The 19,290-nt window shown below is 74.4% G+C and carries 21 protein-coding genes; 10 read left to right on the top strand and 11 right to left on the bottom strand.

The window, feature by feature from the left end:
• The first annotated feature begins 7 nt into the window (after window positions 1-7).
• Complete coding sequence (locus M446_RS18845; RefSeq protein WP_012333697.1) at window positions 8-1,108, top strand: CaiB/BaiF CoA transferase family protein; 1,101 nt, start codon at window positions 8-10, stop codon at window positions 1,106-1,108.
• Window positions 1,109-1,122: 14 nt separating this feature from the next.
• Here the strand turns inward: M446_RS18845 and M446_RS18840 are convergent, their stop codons facing one another.
• The 3 genes from M446_RS18840 to M446_RS18830 all read right to left on the bottom strand — a co-directional run bounded on the left by M446_RS18840 (window position 1,123) and on the right by M446_RS18830 (window position 2,385).
• Window positions 1,123-1,377 carry a zf-HC2 domain-containing protein gene (locus M446_RS18840; protein WP_012333696.1) on the bottom strand — a complete coding sequence of 85 codons (255 nt, stop codon included), beginning with the start codon at window positions 1,375-1,377 and terminating at the stop codon, window positions 1,123-1,125.
• Between the two features lie 13 nt (window positions 1,378-1,390).
• Window positions 1,391-2,035, bottom strand: coding sequence for an RNA polymerase sigma factor (locus M446_RS18835; RefSeq protein ID WP_012333695.1), 645 nt, complete (start codon window positions 2,033-2,035; stop codon window positions 1,391-1,393).
• Window positions 2,036-2,127: 92 nt separating this feature from the next.
• Complete coding sequence (locus tag M446_RS18830; protein WP_012333694.1) at window positions 2,128-2,385, bottom strand: hypothetical protein; 258 nt, start codon at window positions 2,383-2,385, stop codon at window positions 2,128-2,130.
• A gap of 126 nt (window positions 2,386-2,511) precedes the next feature.
• Between M446_RS18830 and M446_RS18825 the strand changes: the two genes are divergently transcribed.
• A complete protein-coding gene (locus M446_RS18825; protein ID WP_012333693.1) occupies window positions 2,512-4,011 on the top strand; it encodes a carboxypeptidase M32 in 1,500 nt (499 codons plus the stop codon).
• A gap of 24 nt (window positions 4,012-4,035) precedes the next feature.
• Here M446_RS18825 and M446_RS18820 read toward each other — a convergent pair whose 3' ends face one another.
• Window positions 4,036-4,752 (bottom strand): 2-keto-4-pentenoate hydratase, encoded by a 717-nt coding sequence (locus M446_RS18820; RefSeq protein ID WP_012333692.1) that lies wholly within the window; start codon window positions 4,750-4,752, stop codon window positions 4,036-4,038.
• Window positions 4,753-4,901: 149 nt separating this feature from the next.
• Between M446_RS18820 and M446_RS18815 the strand changes: the two genes are divergently transcribed.
• From M446_RS18815 to M446_RS18785, 7 genes are all read left to right on the top strand, one after another.
• Complete coding sequence (locus M446_RS18815; protein ID WP_012333691.1) at window positions 4,902-5,381, top strand: hypothetical protein; 480 nt, start codon at window positions 4,902-4,904, stop codon at window positions 5,379-5,381.
• 131 nt (window positions 5,382-5,512) lie between these two features.
• A complete protein-coding gene (locus M446_RS18810) occupies window positions 5,513-6,652 on the top strand; it encodes an amidohydrolase/deacetylase family metallohydrolase (RefSeq protein ID WP_012333690.1) in 1,140 nt (379 codons plus the stop codon).
• A gap of 85 nt (window positions 6,653-6,737) precedes the next feature.
• Window positions 6,738-8,339: an ABC transporter substrate-binding protein gene (locus M446_RS18805; RefSeq protein ID WP_012333689.1), complete on the top strand. Its 1,602-nt coding sequence runs from the start codon at window positions 6,738-6,740 to the stop codon at window positions 8,337-8,339.
• A gap of 16 nt (window positions 8,340-8,355) precedes the next feature.
• On the top strand, window positions 8,356-9,297 hold the full coding sequence (locus tag M446_RS18800) for an ABC transporter permease (RefSeq protein ID WP_012333688.1): 942 nt from the start codon (window positions 8,356-8,358) through the stop codon (window positions 9,295-9,297).
• On the top strand, window positions 9,294-10,205 hold the full coding sequence (locus M446_RS18795) for an ABC transporter permease (RefSeq protein ID WP_012333687.1): 912 nt from the start codon (window positions 9,294-9,296) through the stop codon (window positions 10,203-10,205). The genes M446_RS18800 and M446_RS18795 overlap by 4 nt, the downstream gene beginning before the upstream one ends.
• 70 nt (window positions 10,206-10,275) lie before the next feature.
• Window positions 10,276-11,265, top strand: coding sequence for an ABC transporter ATP-binding protein (locus tag M446_RS18790; RefSeq protein ID WP_012333686.1), 990 nt, complete (start codon window positions 10,276-10,278; stop codon window positions 11,263-11,265).
• Window positions 11,262-12,239, top strand: a complete 978-nt coding sequence (locus M446_RS18785) for an ABC transporter ATP-binding protein (protein WP_012333685.1) — start codon at window positions 11,262-11,264, stop codon at window positions 12,237-12,239. The genes M446_RS18790 and M446_RS18785 overlap by 4 nt, the downstream gene beginning before the upstream one ends.
• A gap of 196 nt (window positions 12,240-12,435) precedes the next feature.
• Here M446_RS18785 and M446_RS18780 read toward each other — a convergent pair whose 3' ends face one another.
• Window positions 12,436-14,016, bottom strand: a complete 1,581-nt coding sequence (locus M446_RS18780; protein WP_012333684.1) for an ABC transporter substrate-binding protein — start codon at window positions 14,014-14,016, stop codon at window positions 12,436-12,438.
• Between the two features lie 267 nt (window positions 14,017-14,283).
• Here M446_RS18780 and M446_RS18775 point away from each other — a divergent pair, with 267 nt between their 5' ends.
• Complete coding sequence (locus M446_RS18775; RefSeq protein WP_018259907.1) at window positions 14,284-14,481, top strand: hypothetical protein; 198 nt, start codon at window positions 14,284-14,286, stop codon at window positions 14,479-14,481.
• Between the two features lie 385 nt (window positions 14,482-14,866).
• On the opposite strand, the gene M446_RS18770 is transcribed toward M446_RS18775, so the two are convergent.
• The 6 genes from M446_RS18770 to M446_RS18745 all read right to left on the bottom strand — a co-directional run bounded on the left by M446_RS18770 (window position 14,867) and on the right by M446_RS18745 (window position 19,260).
• Window positions 14,867-16,123, bottom strand: coding sequence for a TadG family pilus assembly protein (locus M446_RS18770; protein WP_012333682.1), 1,257 nt, complete (start codon window positions 16,121-16,123; stop codon window positions 14,867-14,869).
• Entirely contained in the window at window positions 16,120-16,488 is a 369-nt protein-coding gene (locus M446_RS18765) for a TadE family protein (protein ID WP_012333681.1), read from the bottom strand. Before M446_RS18765 ends, M446_RS18770 begins: the two co-directional genes overlap by 4 nt.
• Before the next feature lie 352 nt (window positions 16,489-16,840).
• A complete protein-coding gene (locus tag M446_RS18760) occupies window positions 16,841-17,221 on the bottom strand; it encodes a hypothetical protein (RefSeq protein WP_018259908.1) in 381 nt (126 codons plus the stop codon).
• A gap of 107 nt (window positions 17,222-17,328) precedes the next feature.
• Window positions 17,329-17,577: a hypothetical protein gene (locus tag M446_RS18755; RefSeq protein WP_012333679.1), complete on the bottom strand. Its 249-nt coding sequence runs from the start codon at window positions 17,575-17,577 to the stop codon at window positions 17,329-17,331.
• A gap of 119 nt (window positions 17,578-17,696) precedes the next feature.
• The gene (locus M446_RS18750; protein WP_012333678.1) at window positions 17,697-18,740 is read right to left on the bottom strand and encodes a phosphatase PAP2 family protein; all 1,044 of its coding nucleotides are present in this window, start codon (window positions 18,738-18,740) and stop codon (window positions 17,697-17,699) included.
• 205 nt (window positions 18,741-18,945) lie between these two features.
• Window positions 18,946-19,260, bottom strand: coding sequence for a hypothetical protein (locus tag M446_RS18745; protein ID WP_012333677.1), 315 nt, complete (start codon window positions 19,258-19,260; stop codon window positions 18,946-18,948).
• Window positions 19,261-19,290: the final 30 nt, after the last annotated feature.

Below are 19,290 nucleotides of genomic sequence, written 5' to 3'. Positions count from 1 at the left end.
CCGCGCCATGACCCCGCCTGCCCCGCCCGCCGCGACCGGGCCCCTCGCGGGGCTGCGCCTCGTCGAGTTCGCCGGGATCGGCCCCGGCCCCTTCGCGGCCATGCTGCTCGCCGATCTCGGCGCCGACATCCTGCGCGTCGACCGGCCCGGCGGGGCCGATCCCTATTCCCGCCACGTGCTGACCCGCTCGCGCCGCACCGTCACGGCGGACCTCAAGGCGCCGGGCGACCGCGCCCGCGTGCTCGCCTGCCTCGACGAGGCCGACGCGCTGATCGAGGGCTTTCGCCCCGGCGTGATGGAGCGGCTCGGCCTCGGGCCGGAGGTGGTCCTCGCCCGCAACCCGCGGCTCGTCTACGGGCGGATGACCGGCTGGGGCCAGGAGGGGCCGCTCGCGGCGCGCGCCGGGCACGACCTCACCTACATCGCGGTGACCGGGGCCCTCGCGGCGATCGGGCCGGAGAGCCACCCGGTGCCGCCCCTCAACCTCGTCGGCGATTTCGGCGGCGGCGCGCTCTACCTCGCGATGGGGATCCTGGCCGGGATCCTCTCGGCCCGGCGGACGGGGCACGGGCAGGTGGTGGATTGCGCCATCTGCGACGGCGCCGCCTCGCTGATGGCGATGGCGAGCGACTTCGCGGCCCAGGGCCTCGGCACGCAGGCGCGGGAAGCCAACCTGCTCGACGGCGGCACGGCCTATTACCGGACCTACGCCTGCGCGGATGGCCGCTTCGTCGCCCTCGCGGCGCTGGAGCCGCACTTCTTCGCCGAGTTCCGGCGCCGGGTCGGGCTGGAGGACGATCCCGCCTTCGACGACCGCGACGGCGCGGCCCTGCACCGGCGGCTCGAGGCCCTGTTCCTGACCCGGACCCGCGACGCGTGGTGCCGCCTGCTGGAGGACACCGATTCCTGCCTCGCCCCCGTCCTCACCCTGAGCGAGGCGCCGTCCCACCCGCACCTCGCGGCCCGCGGGACCTACCTGGAGGTCGACGGGGTGATGCAGCCGGCCCCCGCGCCGCGCTTCTCGCGCAGCCCGGCGGCGATCCGCCGGGACCTGCCCGCGACCAGCCTGGAAGCGGTGGCGGCGGCGTGGCGCGGCGCGGCACCCTGACCGGCGCCGGGGCGTCAGGCGCCCTCGTCGCCGCGGGGCTCCCCACCCAGGACCCGGGCGACGAGGGCCTCCTCCCGGGCCGGGTCGAGGGGCGGCGGCGCGGCGCCGCGCAGCAGGGCGCGGGCGGCCCGCATCTGCGCGAGGAAGCGGCGGCAGGGCGCGCAGGCGGCGAGGTGCAGCCGCACCCGCAGCCGGGTCGGCAGGTCCGCCTCACGGTCGAGCACCGCCCCGGCCCGCTCCGCCACCTCGCGGCATCGCATCATCGGCATCCCCCTGTTCCGGTCACGAGGCACTGCGCAGGGGCGCCTCGCGGGTCAGGCGCTCGAAGGTGGCGCGCACGCGCCACCGCGCCCGGTCGAGCAGCACCCGCTGGCGCGCCTCGCTGAGGCCGAGCAGGCCCTCGGTCTCCCGCGCCCCGAAGCCCTCGACGTCGCGCAGGCGCAGCACCGAGGCCTGGAGCGGCGGCAGCGCGGCGATCGCCGCCTCGACCGCGGCCCAGACCTGCCGCCCCGCCAGCGCCCGCTCCAGATCGACCTCCGACCAGTGCCAGGGCGGCTGGCGCCAGTGCCCGTCGGCCAGGAAGGCGTCGGCGTCGAACCCGTCCTCCTCCGCGTCGGCGGGCGCGAGGTCCGAGAAGGTGGCCGTGCGCCGCCGGGCCCGGGCCGCCTTGCGGGCGAGGTTCACCACGATGCCGGTGAGCCACGTGCGCAGGGCGGAGCGCTCCTCGAAGCCGTCGAGGTTGCGCATCGCGGCGATCCAGGATTCCTGCACCACTTCCTCGGCCGCCTCCGGCGGCAGCCCCGCCCCGCGCGCCACCGCGACGAGGCGGACGTGGTGGCGCCGCACCAGCAGCCGGAAGGCCGCCTCGTCCCGCGCCCGCAGGCGCGGCAGCAGCGCCTCGTCGCTCGGCTCGGTCGCGCTCGCCATCACGCCTCCTCGGACGGCGCCCGCCCCGCGGGGCCGCCCCGTCGCCCCGTCTTCGCCGGACCGGCACGCCGGTTACGGCGATCCGGCAGGCCTCACCGCGCCGGATCGCGGTCCTTCCCCAGGGGCTTCAGGAAATCCGAGACGGCGGCCAGCACCTCCGCGACGGTTTCCTGGGCGAGCCTCAGGGAATCCTGGGCGGTCCGGTAGGCCTGCTGCGCCGCGTAGAGGTCCCGGGCCTGGGCGGCCGAGGCGGCGGCCTTGTGCAGGTCGAGGGCCTTGCGGCCGTGATCGAGGCAGGCGCGCTCGAGGCGGCGCGCCAGATCGAGGGCCGGGCCGGTGGGATCCTCCATGGTCTCGCTCCGCGTCGCGGCCGGGCCCGACCGGGTCGCCGCGCCGCCGCCGGGATGATAGCCAGGGCGGGGCGGGTCGGCGAGCCGGACCCGCGGCGGGTCGGCAGCCAGGGGATCGATCGGGGCATGGACGCATATCGCTCCCTCGCGGAGGGTTTCGGGCGGATCGCGGCGCTGGAGGGCGCCGCGGGCATCCTCGACTGGGATTCCCGCACCCAGATGCCGGACGGGGCCGCGGAGGGCCGCGCCGACCAGCTCGCCGCCCTGCAGGGGCTGATCCACGACCTCCTGACCGCCCCGGCCCTCGACGAGGAGCTCGCCCGGGCCGAGGAGGAGCCCCTCGACCCCGGTGCGCGGGCCAACCTGCGCGAGATGCGCCGGGTGCGCCGGCACGCCGCGGCGGTCCCGCGCGACCTCGTGGAGGCCAATGCCCGCGCGGTGATGCGGGCCGAGATGGTGTGGCGGGAGGCGCGGGCGCGGTCGGATTTCGCCCTGCTCGCGCCCCACCTCGCCGAGGTGCTGCGGCTCCAGCGCGAAATCGGCGCGGCCAAGGGCGCGGCCCTCGGCCTCTCGCCCTACGACGCGCTCCTCGACGCCTACGACCCGGGCCTGCGGCGCGGCCTGATCGAGCCGCTCTTCGCCGAGCTGCGCGCCGTCCTGCCGGGGCTGATCGAGGCCGTCCGCGCGCGCCAGGCGGCGGCCCCGCCCGCGCTGCCGCTCCCGGGCCCCTTCCCGGTGGAGACCCAGCGGGCGGTGGGGCTCGCGCTGATGGGGGCCGCGGGCTTCGACTTCCGGCGCGGGCGCCTCGACGTCAGCCTGCACCCGTTCTGCGGCGGCGCCGCCGACGACGTGCGCATCACCACCCGCTACGACGAGCGCGACGTGATGCGGGCGCTGATGGGCGTGCTGCACGAGACCGGGCACGCGCTCTACGAACAGGGCCGACCGGCGGCGTGGCGGGGCCAGCCGGCCGGGCAGGCCCGCGGCATGAGCCTGCACGAGAGCCAGTCGCTGATCATCGAGATGCAGGCCGGCCGCTCGCCCGAATTCCTGAGCTTCCTCGCCCCCCTGCTCGGCCGGCACTTCGCCGGCGAGGGGCCCGCCTGGAGCGCCGCGAACCTGACCCGCCTCGCGACCGCGGTCTCGCCCGGCCTCATCCGGGTCGATGCCGACGAGGTCACCTATCCGGCCCATATCCTGCTGCGGACGGAGCTGGAGATCGCGATGATCGCGGGCGACCTCGCGGTCGCCGACCTGCCCGAGGCCTTCGCCGCCGGAATGCGCGACCTCCTCGGCCTCGCGGTGCCGAACGATGCCCTCGGCTGCCTGCAGGACATCCACTGGCCGGGCGGCTCCTTCGGCTATTTCCCGACCTACACGCTCGGGGCGATGATGGCCGCGCAGCTCTTCGCGGCGGCCTGCGCGGCGGAACCCGGGATCCGGCCCGGCCTCGCGCGGGGGGATTTCGCGCCCCTCGTCGGCTGGCTGCGCCGCCACGTGCACGAGCGGGCGAGCCTCCTCGACACGCAGGACCTCCTCGTGGCGGCGACCGGCCAGCCCCTCTCCAGCGCGCCGTTCCTGGGCCACCTGCGGCAGCGCTATCTCGGGGAGGCGGACGCCGGGTGAGCCGCGGGGCCGGGAGCCGCGGCGTCAGAAGCGCATCGCCACCGCGCCGATCCCGGCGAGTTCGGCCGCCACCCGCGTCCCCTGCGCGCAGAACAGCATCCCGGTGCAGGAGCCGGTGGTGACGACCTGCCCGGCGCGCAGCGGGCGCCCGCGCGCGGCGGCGTGGTCGGCGAGCCAGGCCAGCAGCCGCCAGACATCCTCCGCCGGGTTGCCGCCCCGCGTCGCGGCCACCGCCCGGCCGTCGACGCTGAGGTCCGCCGCGACGGTGCGCAGGTCGAGCGCCGCCGGATCGAGGCGGGAGGGTGGGCCGAGGATCAGCGCGCCGTGGCTCTGGAGATCGGCGAGCCGCGCGAGCGGGTCGGCCTCCCCCCAGCCGTCGAGGCGCGTCTCCACGACCTCGATCACCGGCAGGACCGCCTCCACCGCCGCCGCCAGTTCGGCCCGCGGGGCCGCGCCGTCGAGGTCGCGCCCGAGCCGCAGCCCGACCTCCGCCTCGATGCCCCGCAGGCGCCACTCCGGCCCGTCGAGCACGGCTCCGCTCCCGCGCAGGCAAGCGGCCGGGCACGGCGCGGCGTTCGGCACCGCCTCCGGATTCGCCGCGCCGACCTTCCAGCCGCCGACGGGACCGAGCCGGGCGGCGACCGCGTCCTGGACGGCGTAGGCGCCGGCCGGATCGGCCGGGGCGACCGCCCGCCAGGGAACCCGCGCGCCGCCGCGGGCCGCGAGGAGGAGATCCGCCACCGTGTCGATGCTGATCGCGGGCCGCTCCGGTCGTGCGCTGCGCGGCCTCCTCCCTGGCGCGGCGCGGGGATCGCGCGCAAGCCCCGGTTCCCCGGCGGCGGCGAGGTGGGATACTCTCCCGCGCGAGCGAGGTCCCGGGGACGCGACGGATGCGACGCTTCCTGAAATTCCTGCACACGATGGGCTCGATCGGCCTGATGGGCGCGATGGCCTGCCTCGTCGCGATGATGAGCGTCGCGCCCTCGCCGCGCTCGCTCGCCGGCTACGCGCTGATGCGCGAGGCGATGGCGGCCGTCTCGACCTGGATCTTCCTGCCCTCGCTGGCGGTGACGCTGGTCGCGGGCCTCCTCGCCATCGCGGCGCACCGGGGCTTCCACGCCGCCGGCTGGGCCTGGGCCAAGCTCGCCACCGGCATCCTGCTCTTCGAGTACGGCTTCGTCGGCGTGCAGGGGCCGATGCAGGAGGAGGCGCGGCGCAGCGCCCGCGCCCTCGCCGGCGAGATCGATCCCGCGACCCTCGCCCAGTCCCTCGGCCCGGAGCGCGGCACGCTCCTGGTGCTGCTCGCCGTCGCGACCGCCAACGTGGTGCTGGGGATCTGGCGCCCGCGCCTGATCCGGCGCCCCGCCTGAGCCGGTTCGGCGGATCACGGACCCGATCCGGGGCCGTCATCCGAGGACAGCGCGCGTCGCGGCGAAGGGATAAGCTGGACAAGAGCGGTCCGCCATGCTCGCTTGAGCGCGGGTTCGACCGAGTTCGTCTGATGGCTCATGAGCTGATCCTGGATGGCGCGCGCGTCATCGACCCCTCCGCCGGGATCGACCGGGTCACCCGCGTCGCCTTCGCGGGCGGCCGCGTGGCCGCCCTGGGCGAGGGCATCGACACGACCGGCTGCCCGGACGTCCGCGACCTGCGCGGCCTCATCGTCGTCCCGGGCCTGATCGACCTGCACACGCACGTCTACTGGGGCGGCACCTCGCTCGGCATCGACGCGGCGCAGTTCGCCCGCGACAGCGGCGTCACCACGGCGGTGGACACCGGCAGCGCCGGCCCGGGCAACTTCCTCGGCTTCCGCAAGCACGTGATCGAGCCCTCGCCGGTCCGCATCCTCGCCTACCTGCACGTGTCCTTCGCGGGCATCTTCGCCTTCTCGAAGAGTATCATGGTCGGGGAGAGCGAGGAGATCCGCCTGATGGCCCCGGCCGAGGCGGCGGCGGTCGCGGAGGCGAACCGCGACGTCGTCGTCGGCATCAAGGTCCGGGTCGGGCTGCACGCCTCCGGCCGCTCGGGCCTGCAGCCCTTCGAGGCGGCGCTCCAGGTCGCCGAGGAGGTCGGCATGCCCATGATGGTGCATATCGATCACCCGCCCCCGAGCTACGAGGAGGTGGTCGAGCGCCTGCGCCCCGGCGACGTGCTGACCCACGCCTTCCGGCCCTTCCCGAACGCGCCCCTCTCCGGCCAGGGCCGGGTGCGCGAGGCCGTGGTGGCGGCGCGCCGCCGCGGCGTGCTCTTCGACATCGGTCACGGCAAGGGCTCCTTCGCCTTCAAGACCGCCCGGGCCATGCTGGCGAACGGATTCCCGCCCGACACGATCTCGTCGGACATCCACACCCTCTGCATCGACGGCCCGGTCTTCGACCAGACCACGACCCTGTCGAAGTTCCTCTGCCTCGGCATGAGCCTGCCGGACGTGATCGCCGCCACGACCGTGAACGCCGCGACGGCCCTGCGGCGGCCCGAACTCGGCTCCCTGCGGCCGGGATCGGTCGGCGACGCCACGATCCTGCGGCTCGACGAGGGCCGCTTCGACTACGTCGACACCACGGGCGAGCACCTCGCCGGCGACCGGCGCCTGACCTCGTCGGGCGTGGTGGTCGGGGGCCGCTGGTGGCATCCCGCTTGAGCTTGGCACGCGCTCTGCTTGCCGAGGAGGCCCGAGACAGCCGGAGCGCGGCGCGAGCCGACGCCCCGAAGGGGAGGTGACCCGCATGGATCGCAGATCGCTGCTGAAGGCAATGGCCGGCGCGGGCGCGCTCGCCGCCGGACCCTCCTTCCCGGCCCCGGCCCTCGCCCAGGGCGCGGCCAAGACCCTGCGCTTCGTCCCGCAGGCGAACCTCGCCAATTTCGACCCGATCTGGGGGACCCAGTACGTGGTGCGCAACGCCGCGGCCCTGGTCTGGGACACGCTCTACGGGGTCGACGCGCAGCTGCGGCCCCAGCGCCAGATGGTCGAATCCGAGACCGTCTCGTCGGACGGGCTGACCTGGACCTTCACCCTGCGGCCGGGCTTGAAGTTCCACGACGGCGAGCCGGTGCGGGCGCGGGACGCGGTGGCGAGCCTCGTGCGCTGGTCGGCCCGCGACCCGATGGGGCTGATGATCCGGGCGATCCAGGCGGAGCTCTCGGCGGTCGACGACCGCAGCTTCCGCTGGGTGCTGACCAAGCCCTACCCGAAGATGCTCCTGGCGCTCGCCAAGAACAACGCGCCCTGCTCCTTCGTGATGCCCGAGCGCATCGCCCAGACCGACCCGTTCAAGCAGATCACCGAGTATGTCGGCTCCGGGCCGATGCGCTTCGCCCGCGACGAGTGGGTGCCGGGGGCGCGGGCGGTGTTCACGCGCTTCGCCGATTACGTCCCGCGCCAGGAGCCGGCCTCCTGGCTCGCGGGCGGCAAGCAGATCGCCTTCGACCGGGTCGAGTGGATCATCATGCCGGACCCGGCCAGCGCCTCGGCGGCCCTGCAGAACGGCGAGGTCGATTGGTGGGAGAACCCGATCGCCGACCTCGTCCCGCTGCTCAAGAAGAACCGCAACATCCAGGTCGACATCGCCGACCCGCTCGGCAACGTCGGCTCGTTCCGGATGAACACGCTGCACCCGCCCTTCAACAACCAGCTGGTGCGCCGCGCGGTCCTGATGGCGATGAACCAGGAGGACTACATGCGGGCGATCGTCGGCGACGACGACGCGCTGTGGAAGCCGCTGCCCGGCTACTTCACGCCCGGGACGCCGCTCTACAACGAGGAGGGCGGCGAGGTGGTCAAGCCCGGCGGCGACCTCGCGGCGGCCAGGAAGCTCCTGGCCGAGAGCGGCTACAAGGGCGAGCCGGTGACCTGCGTGGTGGCGCAGGACCAGCCGATCACCAAGGCGCAGGGCGACGTCACCGCCGACCTGCTCAAGAAGCTCGGCATGAACGTCGACTTCGTGGCGACCGACTGGGGCACCGTCGGCGCCCGCCGCGCCTCCAAGGCGCCGCCCAAGGACGGCGGCTGGAGCATGTTCCACACCTGGCATGCCGGGGCGGATTGCCTGAGCCCGGTCGGCTACACGGCGATCCGGGCCAACGGCGACAAGGCGTGGTTCGGCTGGCCCGACAGCCCGCCGGTGGAGGCCGCGATCACCGGCTGGTTCGAGGCGGCGACGCCGGAGGACGAGAAGGCCGCCATGCGCCGCCTCAACAAGGCCGCCCTCGACTACGTGGTCTACGTGCCGACCGGCTTCTTCCTCACCTACCAGGCGTGGCGGACATCGCTGAGCGGCGTCACCAAGGGCCCCCTGCCCTTCTTCTGGGGCGTGTCGAAATCGGCGTGAACCCGCGGAGACGCGCATGCTGGCCTATGCGGGACGGCGGGTCCTGGCGACGATCCCGGTGATGGCCGTCGTCGCCCTGTTCGTGTTCAGCCTGCTCTACATCGCGCCCGGCGACCCGGCGGCGATCATCGCCGGGGACCAGGCGACGCCCGACGACGTCGCCCGGATCCGGGCGACCCTCGGGCTCGACCGGCCCTTCCTGGTGCGCTTCGGCGAGTGGGCCTGGCAGATCCTGCAGGGGGACCTCGGCACCTCGATCTTCACCGCCCTGCCGGTGACGGCGCTGATCCGCCAGCGCATCGAGCCGACCCTGTCGCTGATGGTCGTGACGCTGGTCCTGTCGATCGCCGTCGCGGTGCCGCTCGGCGTCGCGGCGGCCTGGAAGGCCGGGAGCCTGATCGACCGGCTGGTGATGACGCTGGCGGTGTTCGGCTTCTCGGTGCCGGTCTTCGTGATCTCCTACCTGCTCGCCTACGTCTTCGCCCTCGAACTCGAATGGCTGCCGGTCCAGGGCTACACGCCGCTCTCGGCCGGGTTCTGGCCCTGGCTGCAGAACCTGATCCTGCCGGCGGTCGCCCTCGGCTCGGTCTACATCGCGCTGATCGCCCGGATCGCCCGCGCGACGATGCTCGAAGTGCTGGCGCAGGACTACATCAAGACCGCGACCGCCAAGGGCCTGGGCCGGCGCGCCATCCTGTTCGTGCACGCGCTCAAGAACGCCTCGGTGCCGATCGTCACGGTGATCGGCCTCGGCATCGCGCTCCTGATCGGCGGGGCCGTCGTCACCGAGAGCGTCTTCGTCATCCCGGGGCTCGGGCGGCTCACCGTCGACGCCATCCTGCGCCGCGACTACCCGGTGATCCAGGGCGTCGTGCTGCTGTTCAGCTTCTGCTACGTGCTGGTCAATCTCGGCATCGACCTCGTCTACGTGCTGCTCGACCCGAGGATCCGCTATTGAGCGCGACCGTCGACCCCTCCGGCCCGGTCGCGGCGGCGCCGGACCTGCCCGACCTCTTCCCGCCGGTGCGCCGCCGGGGCGGCCTCCCGGGCCTGATCCGGCGCCACCCGGCGGTGGCGGTCGGGGCGGCGATCCTGCTGCTGATGCTGGCCTGCGCGGTCCTGGCGCCGTACCTGTTCACCGTCGACCCGACCGCCCTGTCGCCGTCGCGGCGCACGCGGCTGCCCTCGGCGCAGTACTGGTTCGGCACCGACATGCTCGGTCGGGACATCTACTCGCGGGTGATCTACGGGGCCCGGGTCTCGCTCCTCGTCGGCTTCGCGGTGGCGGCGCTCGCCTCCGGGATCGGGCTCGCGATCGGCCTCGTCTCGGGCTTCCTGCGGTCGCTCGACGGAATCGTCATGCGGGTGATGGACGGGGTGATGGCGATCCCGCCGATCCTGCTCGCGGTCGCCCTGATGGCGCTCACCCGCGGCTCGGTCGGGAACGTGATCGCGGCGATCACCGTGGCGGAGATCCCGCGCGTCGCGCGCCTCGTGCGCGGGGTGGTCCTGTCCCTGCGCGAGCAGCCCTACGTGGATGCCGCGGTGGCGAGCGGCAGCACCGTGCCGGCGATCATCGGGCGCCACATCCTGCCGGGCACCCTGGCGCCGCTCACCGTGCAGGCGACCTACATCTGCGCCTCGGCGATGATCACCGAGGCGATCCTCTCCTTCATCGGCGCCGGCACCCCGCCGACCACGCCCTCCTGGGGCAACATCATGGCGGAGGGCCGCGCCCTCTGGCAGGTGAAGCCGACGATCGTGTTCTTCCCCGCCCTGTTCCTGTCGCTCACCGTGCTCGCCGTGAACCTCGTCGGCGACGGGCTGCGCGACGCCCTCGACCCGCGCATGGCCAAGCGGCTGTGACGCGCCCGCGCCGGGAGGGCGGCGCGCGGCGGCTCCCCTCCCTCCGATCCTGACCCGCCGCGGAGCCGCCATGGCCCTCCTCGAAGTCGAGAACCTCCGGACCCATTTCCGCACGCCGGACGGCATCAACCGGGCGGTGGACGGGGTGTCGTTCGAGGTCGAGACCGGCGAGACCGTGGCGATCGTCGGCGAATCCGGCTGCGGCAAGTCCGTCACCGCCAACTCGATCCTGCGCCTGATCCCCGAGCGGGTCGGGCGCTCGACCGGGGCGATCCGCTTCGAGGGCCGCGATCTCCTGGCGCTGCCGCCGCGCGCCATGCGGCAGATCCGCGGCAACGCGATCGGCATGATCTTCCAGGAGCCGATGACGAGCCTCAACCCGGTCCTCACCGTGGGCCGCCAGATCGGCGAGACCCTGCGGCTGCACCAGGGCCTCGACCGGCGCCGGGCGGAGGCGCGCGCCGTCGAGATGCTGAGCCTCGTCGGCATCCCGGAGCCGGCCCGGCGGGTGCGGGGCTACCCCCACCAGCTCTCGGGCGGCATGCGCCAGCGGGTGATGATCGCCATGGCGCTCGCCTGCAGCCCGAAGCTCCTGATCGCCGACGAGCCGACCACCGCCCTCGACGTCACCATCCAGGCCCAGATCCTCGACCTGATGCGCGACCTCAAGCGCCGGGTCGGCGCCGCCATCATCCTGATCACCCACGATCTCGGGGTGGTGGCCGAGGTCGCGAGCCGGGTGATCGTGATGTATGCGGGCCGCAAGATCGAGGAGGCGCCGGTCGAGGCCCTGTTCGCGCGGCCGCGCCACCCCTACACGAGGGGCCTGCTCGGCGCGGTGCCGCGCCTCGGCAGCTCCCTCGGCGGGAGCCAGACCCGGCTCGCCGAGATCCCCGGGCAGGTGCCGAGCCTCAAGAGCCGCATCACCGGCTGCGTCTTCGCCGGGCGCTGCCCCGCCGTGACCGACCTGTGCCGGGCGGTGGCGCCGGCGATCGCCCCCAAGGCGCCCGGCCACCTCGCCGCCTGCCACCACGCCCCCGCGGAGGCGGCCGCCGCATGAAGCCGCCGCTCCTCGCAGTCAACGACCTCACCAAGCACTTTCCCCTGCGCCGGGGCGCGGTGCGGGCGGTCGACGGCGTCAGCTTCACGCTGGAGCGCGGCGAGACCCTGTCGATCGTGGGCGAATCCGGCTGCGGAAAATCGACCGTCGGCCGCACGATCCTGCGCCTGACCGACGCCACCTCGGGCCAGGTGGTGCTCGACGGCCAGCGCATCGACGACCTCTCGGCGGGCGCGATGCGGCCGCTGCGGCGGCGCATCCAGGTGGTGTTCCAGGACCCGTTCTCCAGCCTCAATCCGCGCATGCGGGTGCGGGAGATCCTGGCCGAGCCGCTGCGCAATTTCGGCCTCGCGCGGAGCGGCCGCGACCTCGACGCCCGGATCTCCGCCCTCCTCGACCTCGTGCGCCTGCCGAAGGATGCGGGCGCGCGCTACCCGCACGAATTCTCCGGCGGCCAGCGCCAGCGCATCGGCATCGCGCGGGCGCTCGCCCCCGAGCCGGCGCTGATCGTCTGCGACGAGGCGGTCTCGGCCCTCGACGTCTCGGTCAAGGCGCAGGTGGTGAACCTGCTGCAGGACCTGCAGCGGGATCTCGGCCTCGCGCTGCTGTTCATCAGCCACGACCTCGCGATCGTCGAGCACATGACGCACCGGGTCGCGGTGATGTATCTCGGCCAGATCGTCGAGATCGCCGCGCGGGCCCGCATCTTCGCGGCTCCCAAGCACCCCTACACCGCGGCGCTGCTCTCGGCGGTGCCGGTGCCCGAGCCGGGCGCCGCCCGCGACCGCATCGTGCTGAAGGGCGACGTGCCGAGCCCGATCGACCCGCCGCCGGGCTGCCGCTTCCACACCCGCTGCCCCTTCGCGTTCGAGCGCTGCCGGCGCGAGGTGCCTCGGATGCGCCGGATCGCCCCCGACCAGGAGGCCGCCTGCCACCTCCACGACCGGCCCGCGGCGGAGAACCCGCTGGCCTGATCCGGGATCCGGTTGATCGCAGCGGATGACAAGCCCGCGCGGCGCTTGAGCGACGCCCACATCCGCCATCCCGAAGGGATCTGGCGGATCGGGGATGAGGGGGTCCGGTCGCCGTCGTCCGGGGCGAGCGGACCGGTCCCGCAGGCCGCCGAGGGCCGGCCGAGCCGTCCGCGCGACGACGTGCCGATCTCCCGCGCTACCCGCCCCGCCGCAGGTTGGTGAACAGGGGCAGCCCGGTGAGCATCCCGGTCAGCTCCGACCGGTAGGCCGTCGGCTGGACGTAGCGGCCGCAGGGAATGTAGGCGCCGACCGCGAGGGCGCGGGCCTGGATCTTCGCCGCGATCGCCTGCTGGGCGGCGAGGTCGGGCGCCGCGAACCACGCGTCGCGGAGCTCCTCCAGCGGGGCGTCGGTGAGCCAGCTCGGCACGCCGGCCCGGCCGATGCCGCGGGTCGCGAGGTGGTAGGCCGGCGAGAGGTGATCGAGCCCGCCGGAGAAGATGCCGAACAGGCTCCAGCCGCCCTGGTCCAGGGGCTTCGGGTTGAGGATGCGCTGGTTGACCGTGCCCCAATCGGTGGCGACGTAGTCGAGGGCGACGCCGAGCCGGCGGCAGACCTCCGCCATGACCTCGCAGACCGCGTTAATCCGCGGCACGTCCGTGCCGGCGAGGAGCACCACCGGCTCGCCGCGGTAGCCGGCCGCTTCCAGTTCGCGCCGGCTGCGGGCGATGTCGCGGGGACCGGTCAGGATCTCCATCCCGGCCTCGGAGGCCATCGGCCCGCCCGGCGTGAAGATGCCGGCCGGCCCGCGCAGGATCGCCGGATCGGTGCCGGCCACCGCGTCCATCATCTCGGTCTGGTCGACCGCCCCCAGGAAGGCCCGGCAGATGGCCGGGTTGTCGAAGGGCGGCTGCAGGTGGTTGAAGCGGATCTGCCCGATCAGCCCCGCCGGCTCGACCACCGCCACCGTGACGCCCCGGGCGCGCGCGAGCTGCGGCACGAGGTCGATCGCGGGCTGCTCGATCCAGTCGACCTCGCCGGCCCGCAGCGCGCTCGCCGCGGTGGCGGGATCGGGCATGGTGCGCCACTCGACCCGCTCGAAATGGGCGATCCGCGGCCCGGCCGTGAAGCTCGCCTCGCCCCCCTCCCGCGGCCGGTACTCGGCGAAGCGACGGTAGACCGCGAGCGCCCCCGGGACCCGCTCCTGCGCGACGAAGCGGTAGGGACCGCTGCCGACCATCTCCGGCACCGCGCTCGTCGCGGGCGTCGCGGCGAGGCGCTCGGGCATGATGACCGGCACGTACGAGGTCGGCTTGGCCAGCGCCTGGGGCAGCAGCGGGAAGGGCCGCCTCATGCGGAACTGCACCACGCGGTCGGAGGGTGCCGAGATCTCGTCCAGGGCCGCGAAGAGCGCACCGCCGAAGGCGTCCCGCACGGCCCAGCGCCTGAGGCTCGCCACCGCGTCGCGGGCGAGGACCGGGCTGCCGTCGTGGAAGCGCAGGCCCTCCCGCAGGGTCAGCCGCCAGAGGCGCCCGTCGGCCTCGACCTCGTGCCCCGCCACCATCTGGGGCTGAGGCCGGAACTGCGCGTCGGTCCCGTAGAGCGTGTCGAAGACCAGGAGCGCGTGCGTCCGCGTGACGTAGTTCGTGGTGATGATCGGGTCGAGCAGCGCCAGGTCGGCGTAGGGCACGAAGCGCAGCGTCGTCTCGCTCGCCGCGCGGGCGAGGGCCGGACAGGCCAGGGCGGCGCCCCCGAGTGTCAGGACTTGGCGTCGGTTCATGCGGGACCCCTCCGGTGCGCGGCGGGATTTGCAAGAGGGGGGCCAGCGATCCGCCTCCGCCCGCGCCGCGCGGCTGGTCGCGACGCGCCCGGCACCATCCTGGGACTGCGGCGGCGGCGCCGCGAGGCCGTGAGGCGGTCGGGCCGGTGACGGGCGGCCCCTCCGCCGGCGGCTGGCGTGGCCGGCGCGACGCCCGTCCGCCGTCCATCACGGCCACTAGCCATCTCGCCGCATTGGACCCGCGGCGCCGGCCTCCATATCCGGGTCATGGACGCGCACGGGCAGCATTGCTTCACGCTGGAGATCCGGCCCAGCCGCGATGCGGCGGGCCATTACACCTGGGCGATTCGCGACCACGGCAAGCTCTACCGCCGGTCGGACCGGCCGCACCGATCCGAGGCGGAGGCGCGCGAGGTCGCCGAGGCCGAACTCGCGCGCCTGATGGCGAGGCACTCGGTCGCCTGAGCGGCGGGGCGGCTGTCCCTCTCTCCCGTCCGTTCAGCGCGGAGGGACGCTCCGCGCGCCGAGAGCATCTTGCAACTGGTGGCCCCCGCCGCGGGACACGGCCGAGGGCCACCTCGCCGTCGTGGTCGCGGGCCTGCGCGGGCGCGGTCGCATGGGGATGCCCCAGCGGGCCGCCGCGCGTGAGGAGGCGCTCCGGGCCGCGTGCGCGGCGGCCGCGTCGGCTGCCGGCGAGGGAGCGGCTCTCCCCGGTCCGCCGGCCCGCTCGACGCGCGGGTCCCACCGCCCACCCGGCCCCCGCCGGTTCGGGAACGGTCCGGCCCCGGATCCCGCGGCCGGGCGCCCGGACGGAGGTGCAGGGGCAGAGGGCCGCCGGGCGAGCCCGGCCTCACTCCACCAAGCCCGAACTGTACTTGAAGCCCGCGGGCAGGACGTCCGAATAGACGTCGAAGTTGAACGTGACCGATCCGTTGTAGTTGACCCGCCCGGCGATGACGTAGCCGCTCTTGGCGACGTCGCTGACGGTGCCGGAGCCGGTCATGCTCAGTGTCGCGCTGGGCAGGTAGATCGTCCCGTCGAGCAGGATGTCGGGGCTGCCGCGCACCACGCTCGTGGTCGTCGCCGAGGCGCTGCGGGATTGGAAGATCAGCAAGCCCCGATAGGGGCCGGTGCTCGGCGCCTTCAGGTTCACCGTCCCGGAGGCCGCGAATTTCAGGGTGGAGGTCGCGTCGAGGAAGATCGTCACTCCCGATCCCGCCAGGGACGCGTTCTGCAGCAATTCGACAGTGGCGTTCTTGAAATAGTACAGGCCAGGCTGCAGGTTGAAATTGCCGTTTCCGTTCAGCGTGATCTTGCCGCAATAGGTGACGTTCGAGGGAAGCGTCATGCCGGAGCCGGTGTTGAGGCCGTTGTAGTAGCAGCCGGCGGTGGGTGGGGCGGGCTCGGGGATGTCCGCCAGGGGATCGGCGGCGGGAAGGCACCGGGTGATCGGCACGGGGCTGAAGCTCGATCCGGAATAGCCCCCGGTGATGCAGAAGCTGCGGGCCTGGGCGGTGCTGTTGTTGCCGGTGGTGGCGGCCGAGGCGGAGGTGGAATTCACCTGCACGCCGCAATTCGGCACCGAGAGGCGGCCCGTCCCCGAGACGCTGAGGGCGCCCGAGGCCGAGGGGTCGAGGACCAGGAAGCAGTAGGCCGGCGAGAACCGCACCGCCACCGCGCTGGCCGAGAGGTCGGGCGTCGCCCAGCCGAGCGCCCGCGCGAAGCCGGTGATGACCGGGTTGCCGCGCGCCTCGCTGCGGGAGGCGGTGACCTGCACGGCGTTGGCCGGCGTAGCGCCGGCCGTGAAGGTCCGCGTGGCCGAATCGTAGCTGCCGAACTGGACGTCGGCGGCCGTCGTCACCGAACCGGCGCCCGCCCCGGCATTGTCCGCCGCGATCGCGAGGGCCCGGCTCAGGGCCGTGCCCGTGTCGGGCAGGACGGCCACGGCCGCCAGGGAGGCGGCGTCGGCCGTCACCTTGAGCCGCTGCTTGACCATCTGCAGGGTGGAGAGGTCGATCGCCAGGGCGGCGACGCCGAGCCCGACCGGCGACAGCAGGCTCGCCAGCACGGTGATCTGACCGGCGCGGTCGCGGAAGAAGTGCCTCATGAGCCGGGCTCCTGCTGCATGCTGACCCGGGCGTGCAGGACGACGCTGCCATAGGCCCAGTTCAGGAGCGTGGTGGGGGTCGCCGCCGCGGCCGAGAAGGCGACGTCCGTCGTGAAGCGGTTGTTGGCCGGGTCGCCCGGCGCGGTCTGGGTGACGCTGATCGTGGTCCCGGCCGCGACCCAGGCCGGGAGCTGGCGAATCACCGCGTCCGACGCCTGGGCGGCGCTGATCCGGTTGGTGGCGAGCTGGCGCGTCACGTCGCGCGCGGCACTCTCGGCGCTGTTGAGCGTGTACACGATCAGCCCGAACTCGATCAGGCCGAAGGCGAGCACGATCAGCGCGGGCGTGAGCAGGGCGAACTCCACGGAGTTGCTCCCGTCCTGACTGCGCAAGAAATGTCTTCGAAGGAGCATGACGGGCCGGCCGCAAATTAGACCAGCTGAGGCTAGGCTTCCGGTCCTAACTTTCGATTGATACTGATCGTCCAACTCATCGCGTTCGTCACGGACAATTTTATTGCAATTTGACTGATAAAGGCTGAGTGCGACCGGCGTGGCGGCGGCGGTTCGCGCGCCGCGCGGGAGGGCGGGTCGGCGCAGGCGGGATCCATCCTCGAGCGGGACGGCGACCGGTGCCACCCGGGCCCCGCGCCAGCGCGAGGCGGGCCCCGCGCCGCCGGCGCCGGGCGGGCGCGCCATCGACGCCGGGCGCGGGCGCTCAGGCGCCCCGACGCGCCGCCCAGCCGGCCGCCGCGAGCGCCGCGCGCCCGAGCAGGACGCCGAGGATCGCCCCCGCGCTGCTGGCCGCGAAGTCAATCACCTGCGGGGTCCGGCCCGGAACCCAGATCTGCCCGACTTCGAGCAGGCCCGCGAGGCCGACCAGGCCGGCGCTCAGCGGGGCGCGGCGGATGTGCGGGTAGGCGGTAGCCAGGAGCGCCGCCGCCCCGCAATAGGCGATGACGTGCTCGATCTGGCCGAGCAGGCCGGTGCGGATCTCCCACTCGCGCGGGATCCACGAGAGCCAGACGATCAGGACGACACAGAACCAACTGGCGAGACGGAGCGCGCTGAGACAGGCGCGGAGGGTGTGCTGAGACATGGATTGCCCGTAGCAAGGCGCGTGCGAGGGCGCGAGCGCAACTCGTGGTGTGCCGCGCTCGCGCGGCCGACCCCGCCCGCCCACGCGGCGGTCAATGGCGTCGCTCATCAAACTCCGCCGCCGCCGCCGCCGGATCCGCGCGATTGCGTGAAGATGTCGACGATCTGGAAGGCCGAGATCCGGAAGGTCATGCCCGCCTGCTGCGACCCGACCGCGATCGGGTCCTTCGGCGTCAGCTCGCCCAGGCCGAAATCGGAGTAGCTTCGGCCGCCGACGGCGCGGTCGAGCACGTCGTCGGGAAGGTCGTCGGCCAGGGCCGCGATGGTGCGTCCCGGATCGGTGTCGCGGCGGGTCATGCGCGCCTCCTCGGTGATCGAGAGTCTCCCTGGCGCCCATCCGACACGGGCGCGCCGCCGGCTTCCGTGCGGTCGCGCACGGCGCGGCGGCCCCTCGGTCCGGGGGGACGCCGGCGGGATCAGGCGCGCTCCCGGCGCGGCACGATGCGGGAGAGTGCGCTCGGGATCAGCCGGCCGGCGGCCTCGGTGGGCGCGGCCGGCCGGCGGGCCAGGACGAGACGGGCGAGCAGCGCGCCGCCCACGGCCGCGCCGGCCAGCAGGTCGGGCAGGTAATGCCCGCCCGCGCTCAGCGTCGCCAGCACGACGGCCGCGTTCACCAGGATCGCCGGCTTTCCCAGGCCCGGCACCGGCGCGAGCGCCCAAGCGGTGATCAGCGCGAGGCTGACGTGGAACGACGGAAAGGTGACGAGGCCGCGCATGTCCTGCAGCGCGATCACCCGCAGGCTGCCCGCGCGCAGCTGCGCGAGGGGGTGGAGGTGCCAGAGGGCGCCCACGGTCTCGACCGAATCCGGATCCGGCGGGGCGAGGCCGTAGGCGGCGTAGGGGCCGACCGCCGGCAGCAGGGCCGAGACGGCGACCGCGCAGGCCAGCGCGGCGCAGAACAGGCGCACGAAGGCCCAGAGCCGGCCCATGCGGCGGGTCGCCGCGAGCACGATCACCACCAGGGCGATCTGCGGACCGCTCGAATGGTAGGCGAGCGCGAGGGCCCGCGCGACGGCGGGGTGGCGCTCCACCAGCGCCACGTGCGCGCGCCAGTCGAAGCCGAGCGCCGCCTCGGCCCGCATGAGCACGGGGTCGGCGAGGGGACGCCCCAGCGTGGCGGCGAGGTAGTGGAGCAGGCCGAGCGCCGCCGTGCCGGCCATCAGGCCGGCCGAGGCGAGCGCCATGCCGCGCAGGGCGGGATGCGAGGTCGCCCGGCTCCAGAACAAAGCGCCGAGGAGCAGCACCGCCACGAGGCCGGCGAGCCCCCCGAAACCCGCCGGGTCGAGGGCGATCCCGGCCGCCCACAGCCACGCCCCGTCGACTGCCAGGAGCGCGGCGATCAACGCCCACAGGAGCGGATCGGGCGCGGCGAGCGGCCGCGTGACCCACCGCAAGCCCTCGACGATCCGGGCGCCCCGCCGTGTCCGCCGTTCCTCGTGCCGGAATCGCTGCCGCGTCATGGGCCCGCTGCTCGTCCGCGCAACCTCGCGCGGGCAGTCTTACGCGCGAGGCCGCGCTTGGTTCGTGGGTGCGGGCCGGATCCCCGGCGGGCAGTGCGCGCCGCGTGCGGGCGCCCCGCTTCGCCGGATGAGGCCGCTCGGCCCGGCACGGGCGGGTGCATCGTCGGCACGCGTCCGAGACGCCGCCCCCCGCCGAGACGGGCGGCTACCGGTGCGCGCCGAGCGCCGCGAGCGCGCGCGTCAGCCGTTCGGCCTGCTGCTGCCACTGGTCGCGGGCGCGGCGGAGCTCCTCCACCATCTCGCGCAGGCCCCCGATCTCCGCCTCCGCGGCGGCGAGCCGGAGGCGCAGCGCGACCGCGTCGGCCCGCTGCGCCTCCTGGTCGAGAGGATTGTCCGGCGGCGCGGCGCGCGGGTAGACCCGCTGCAACTCGGCGGGCGCGATGCGGAATTCCCCGTCCTCGCGACGCTGCGCGGCGAGCCGGCCCGCGCTGATCGCCCGCCAGATGGCGGACCGGCTCACCCCCGCCCTCCTGGCCGCGTCCTGAAGGCT

It is taken from the genome of Methylobacterium sp. 4-46, assembly GCF_000019365.1.
Classification (GTDB): domain Bacteria; phylum Pseudomonadota; class Alphaproteobacteria; order Rhizobiales; family Beijerinckiaceae; genus Methylobacterium.
Note: the sequence above shows the minus strand (reverse complement) of the source record. Positions and strands in the feature narration are given on the sequence as shown.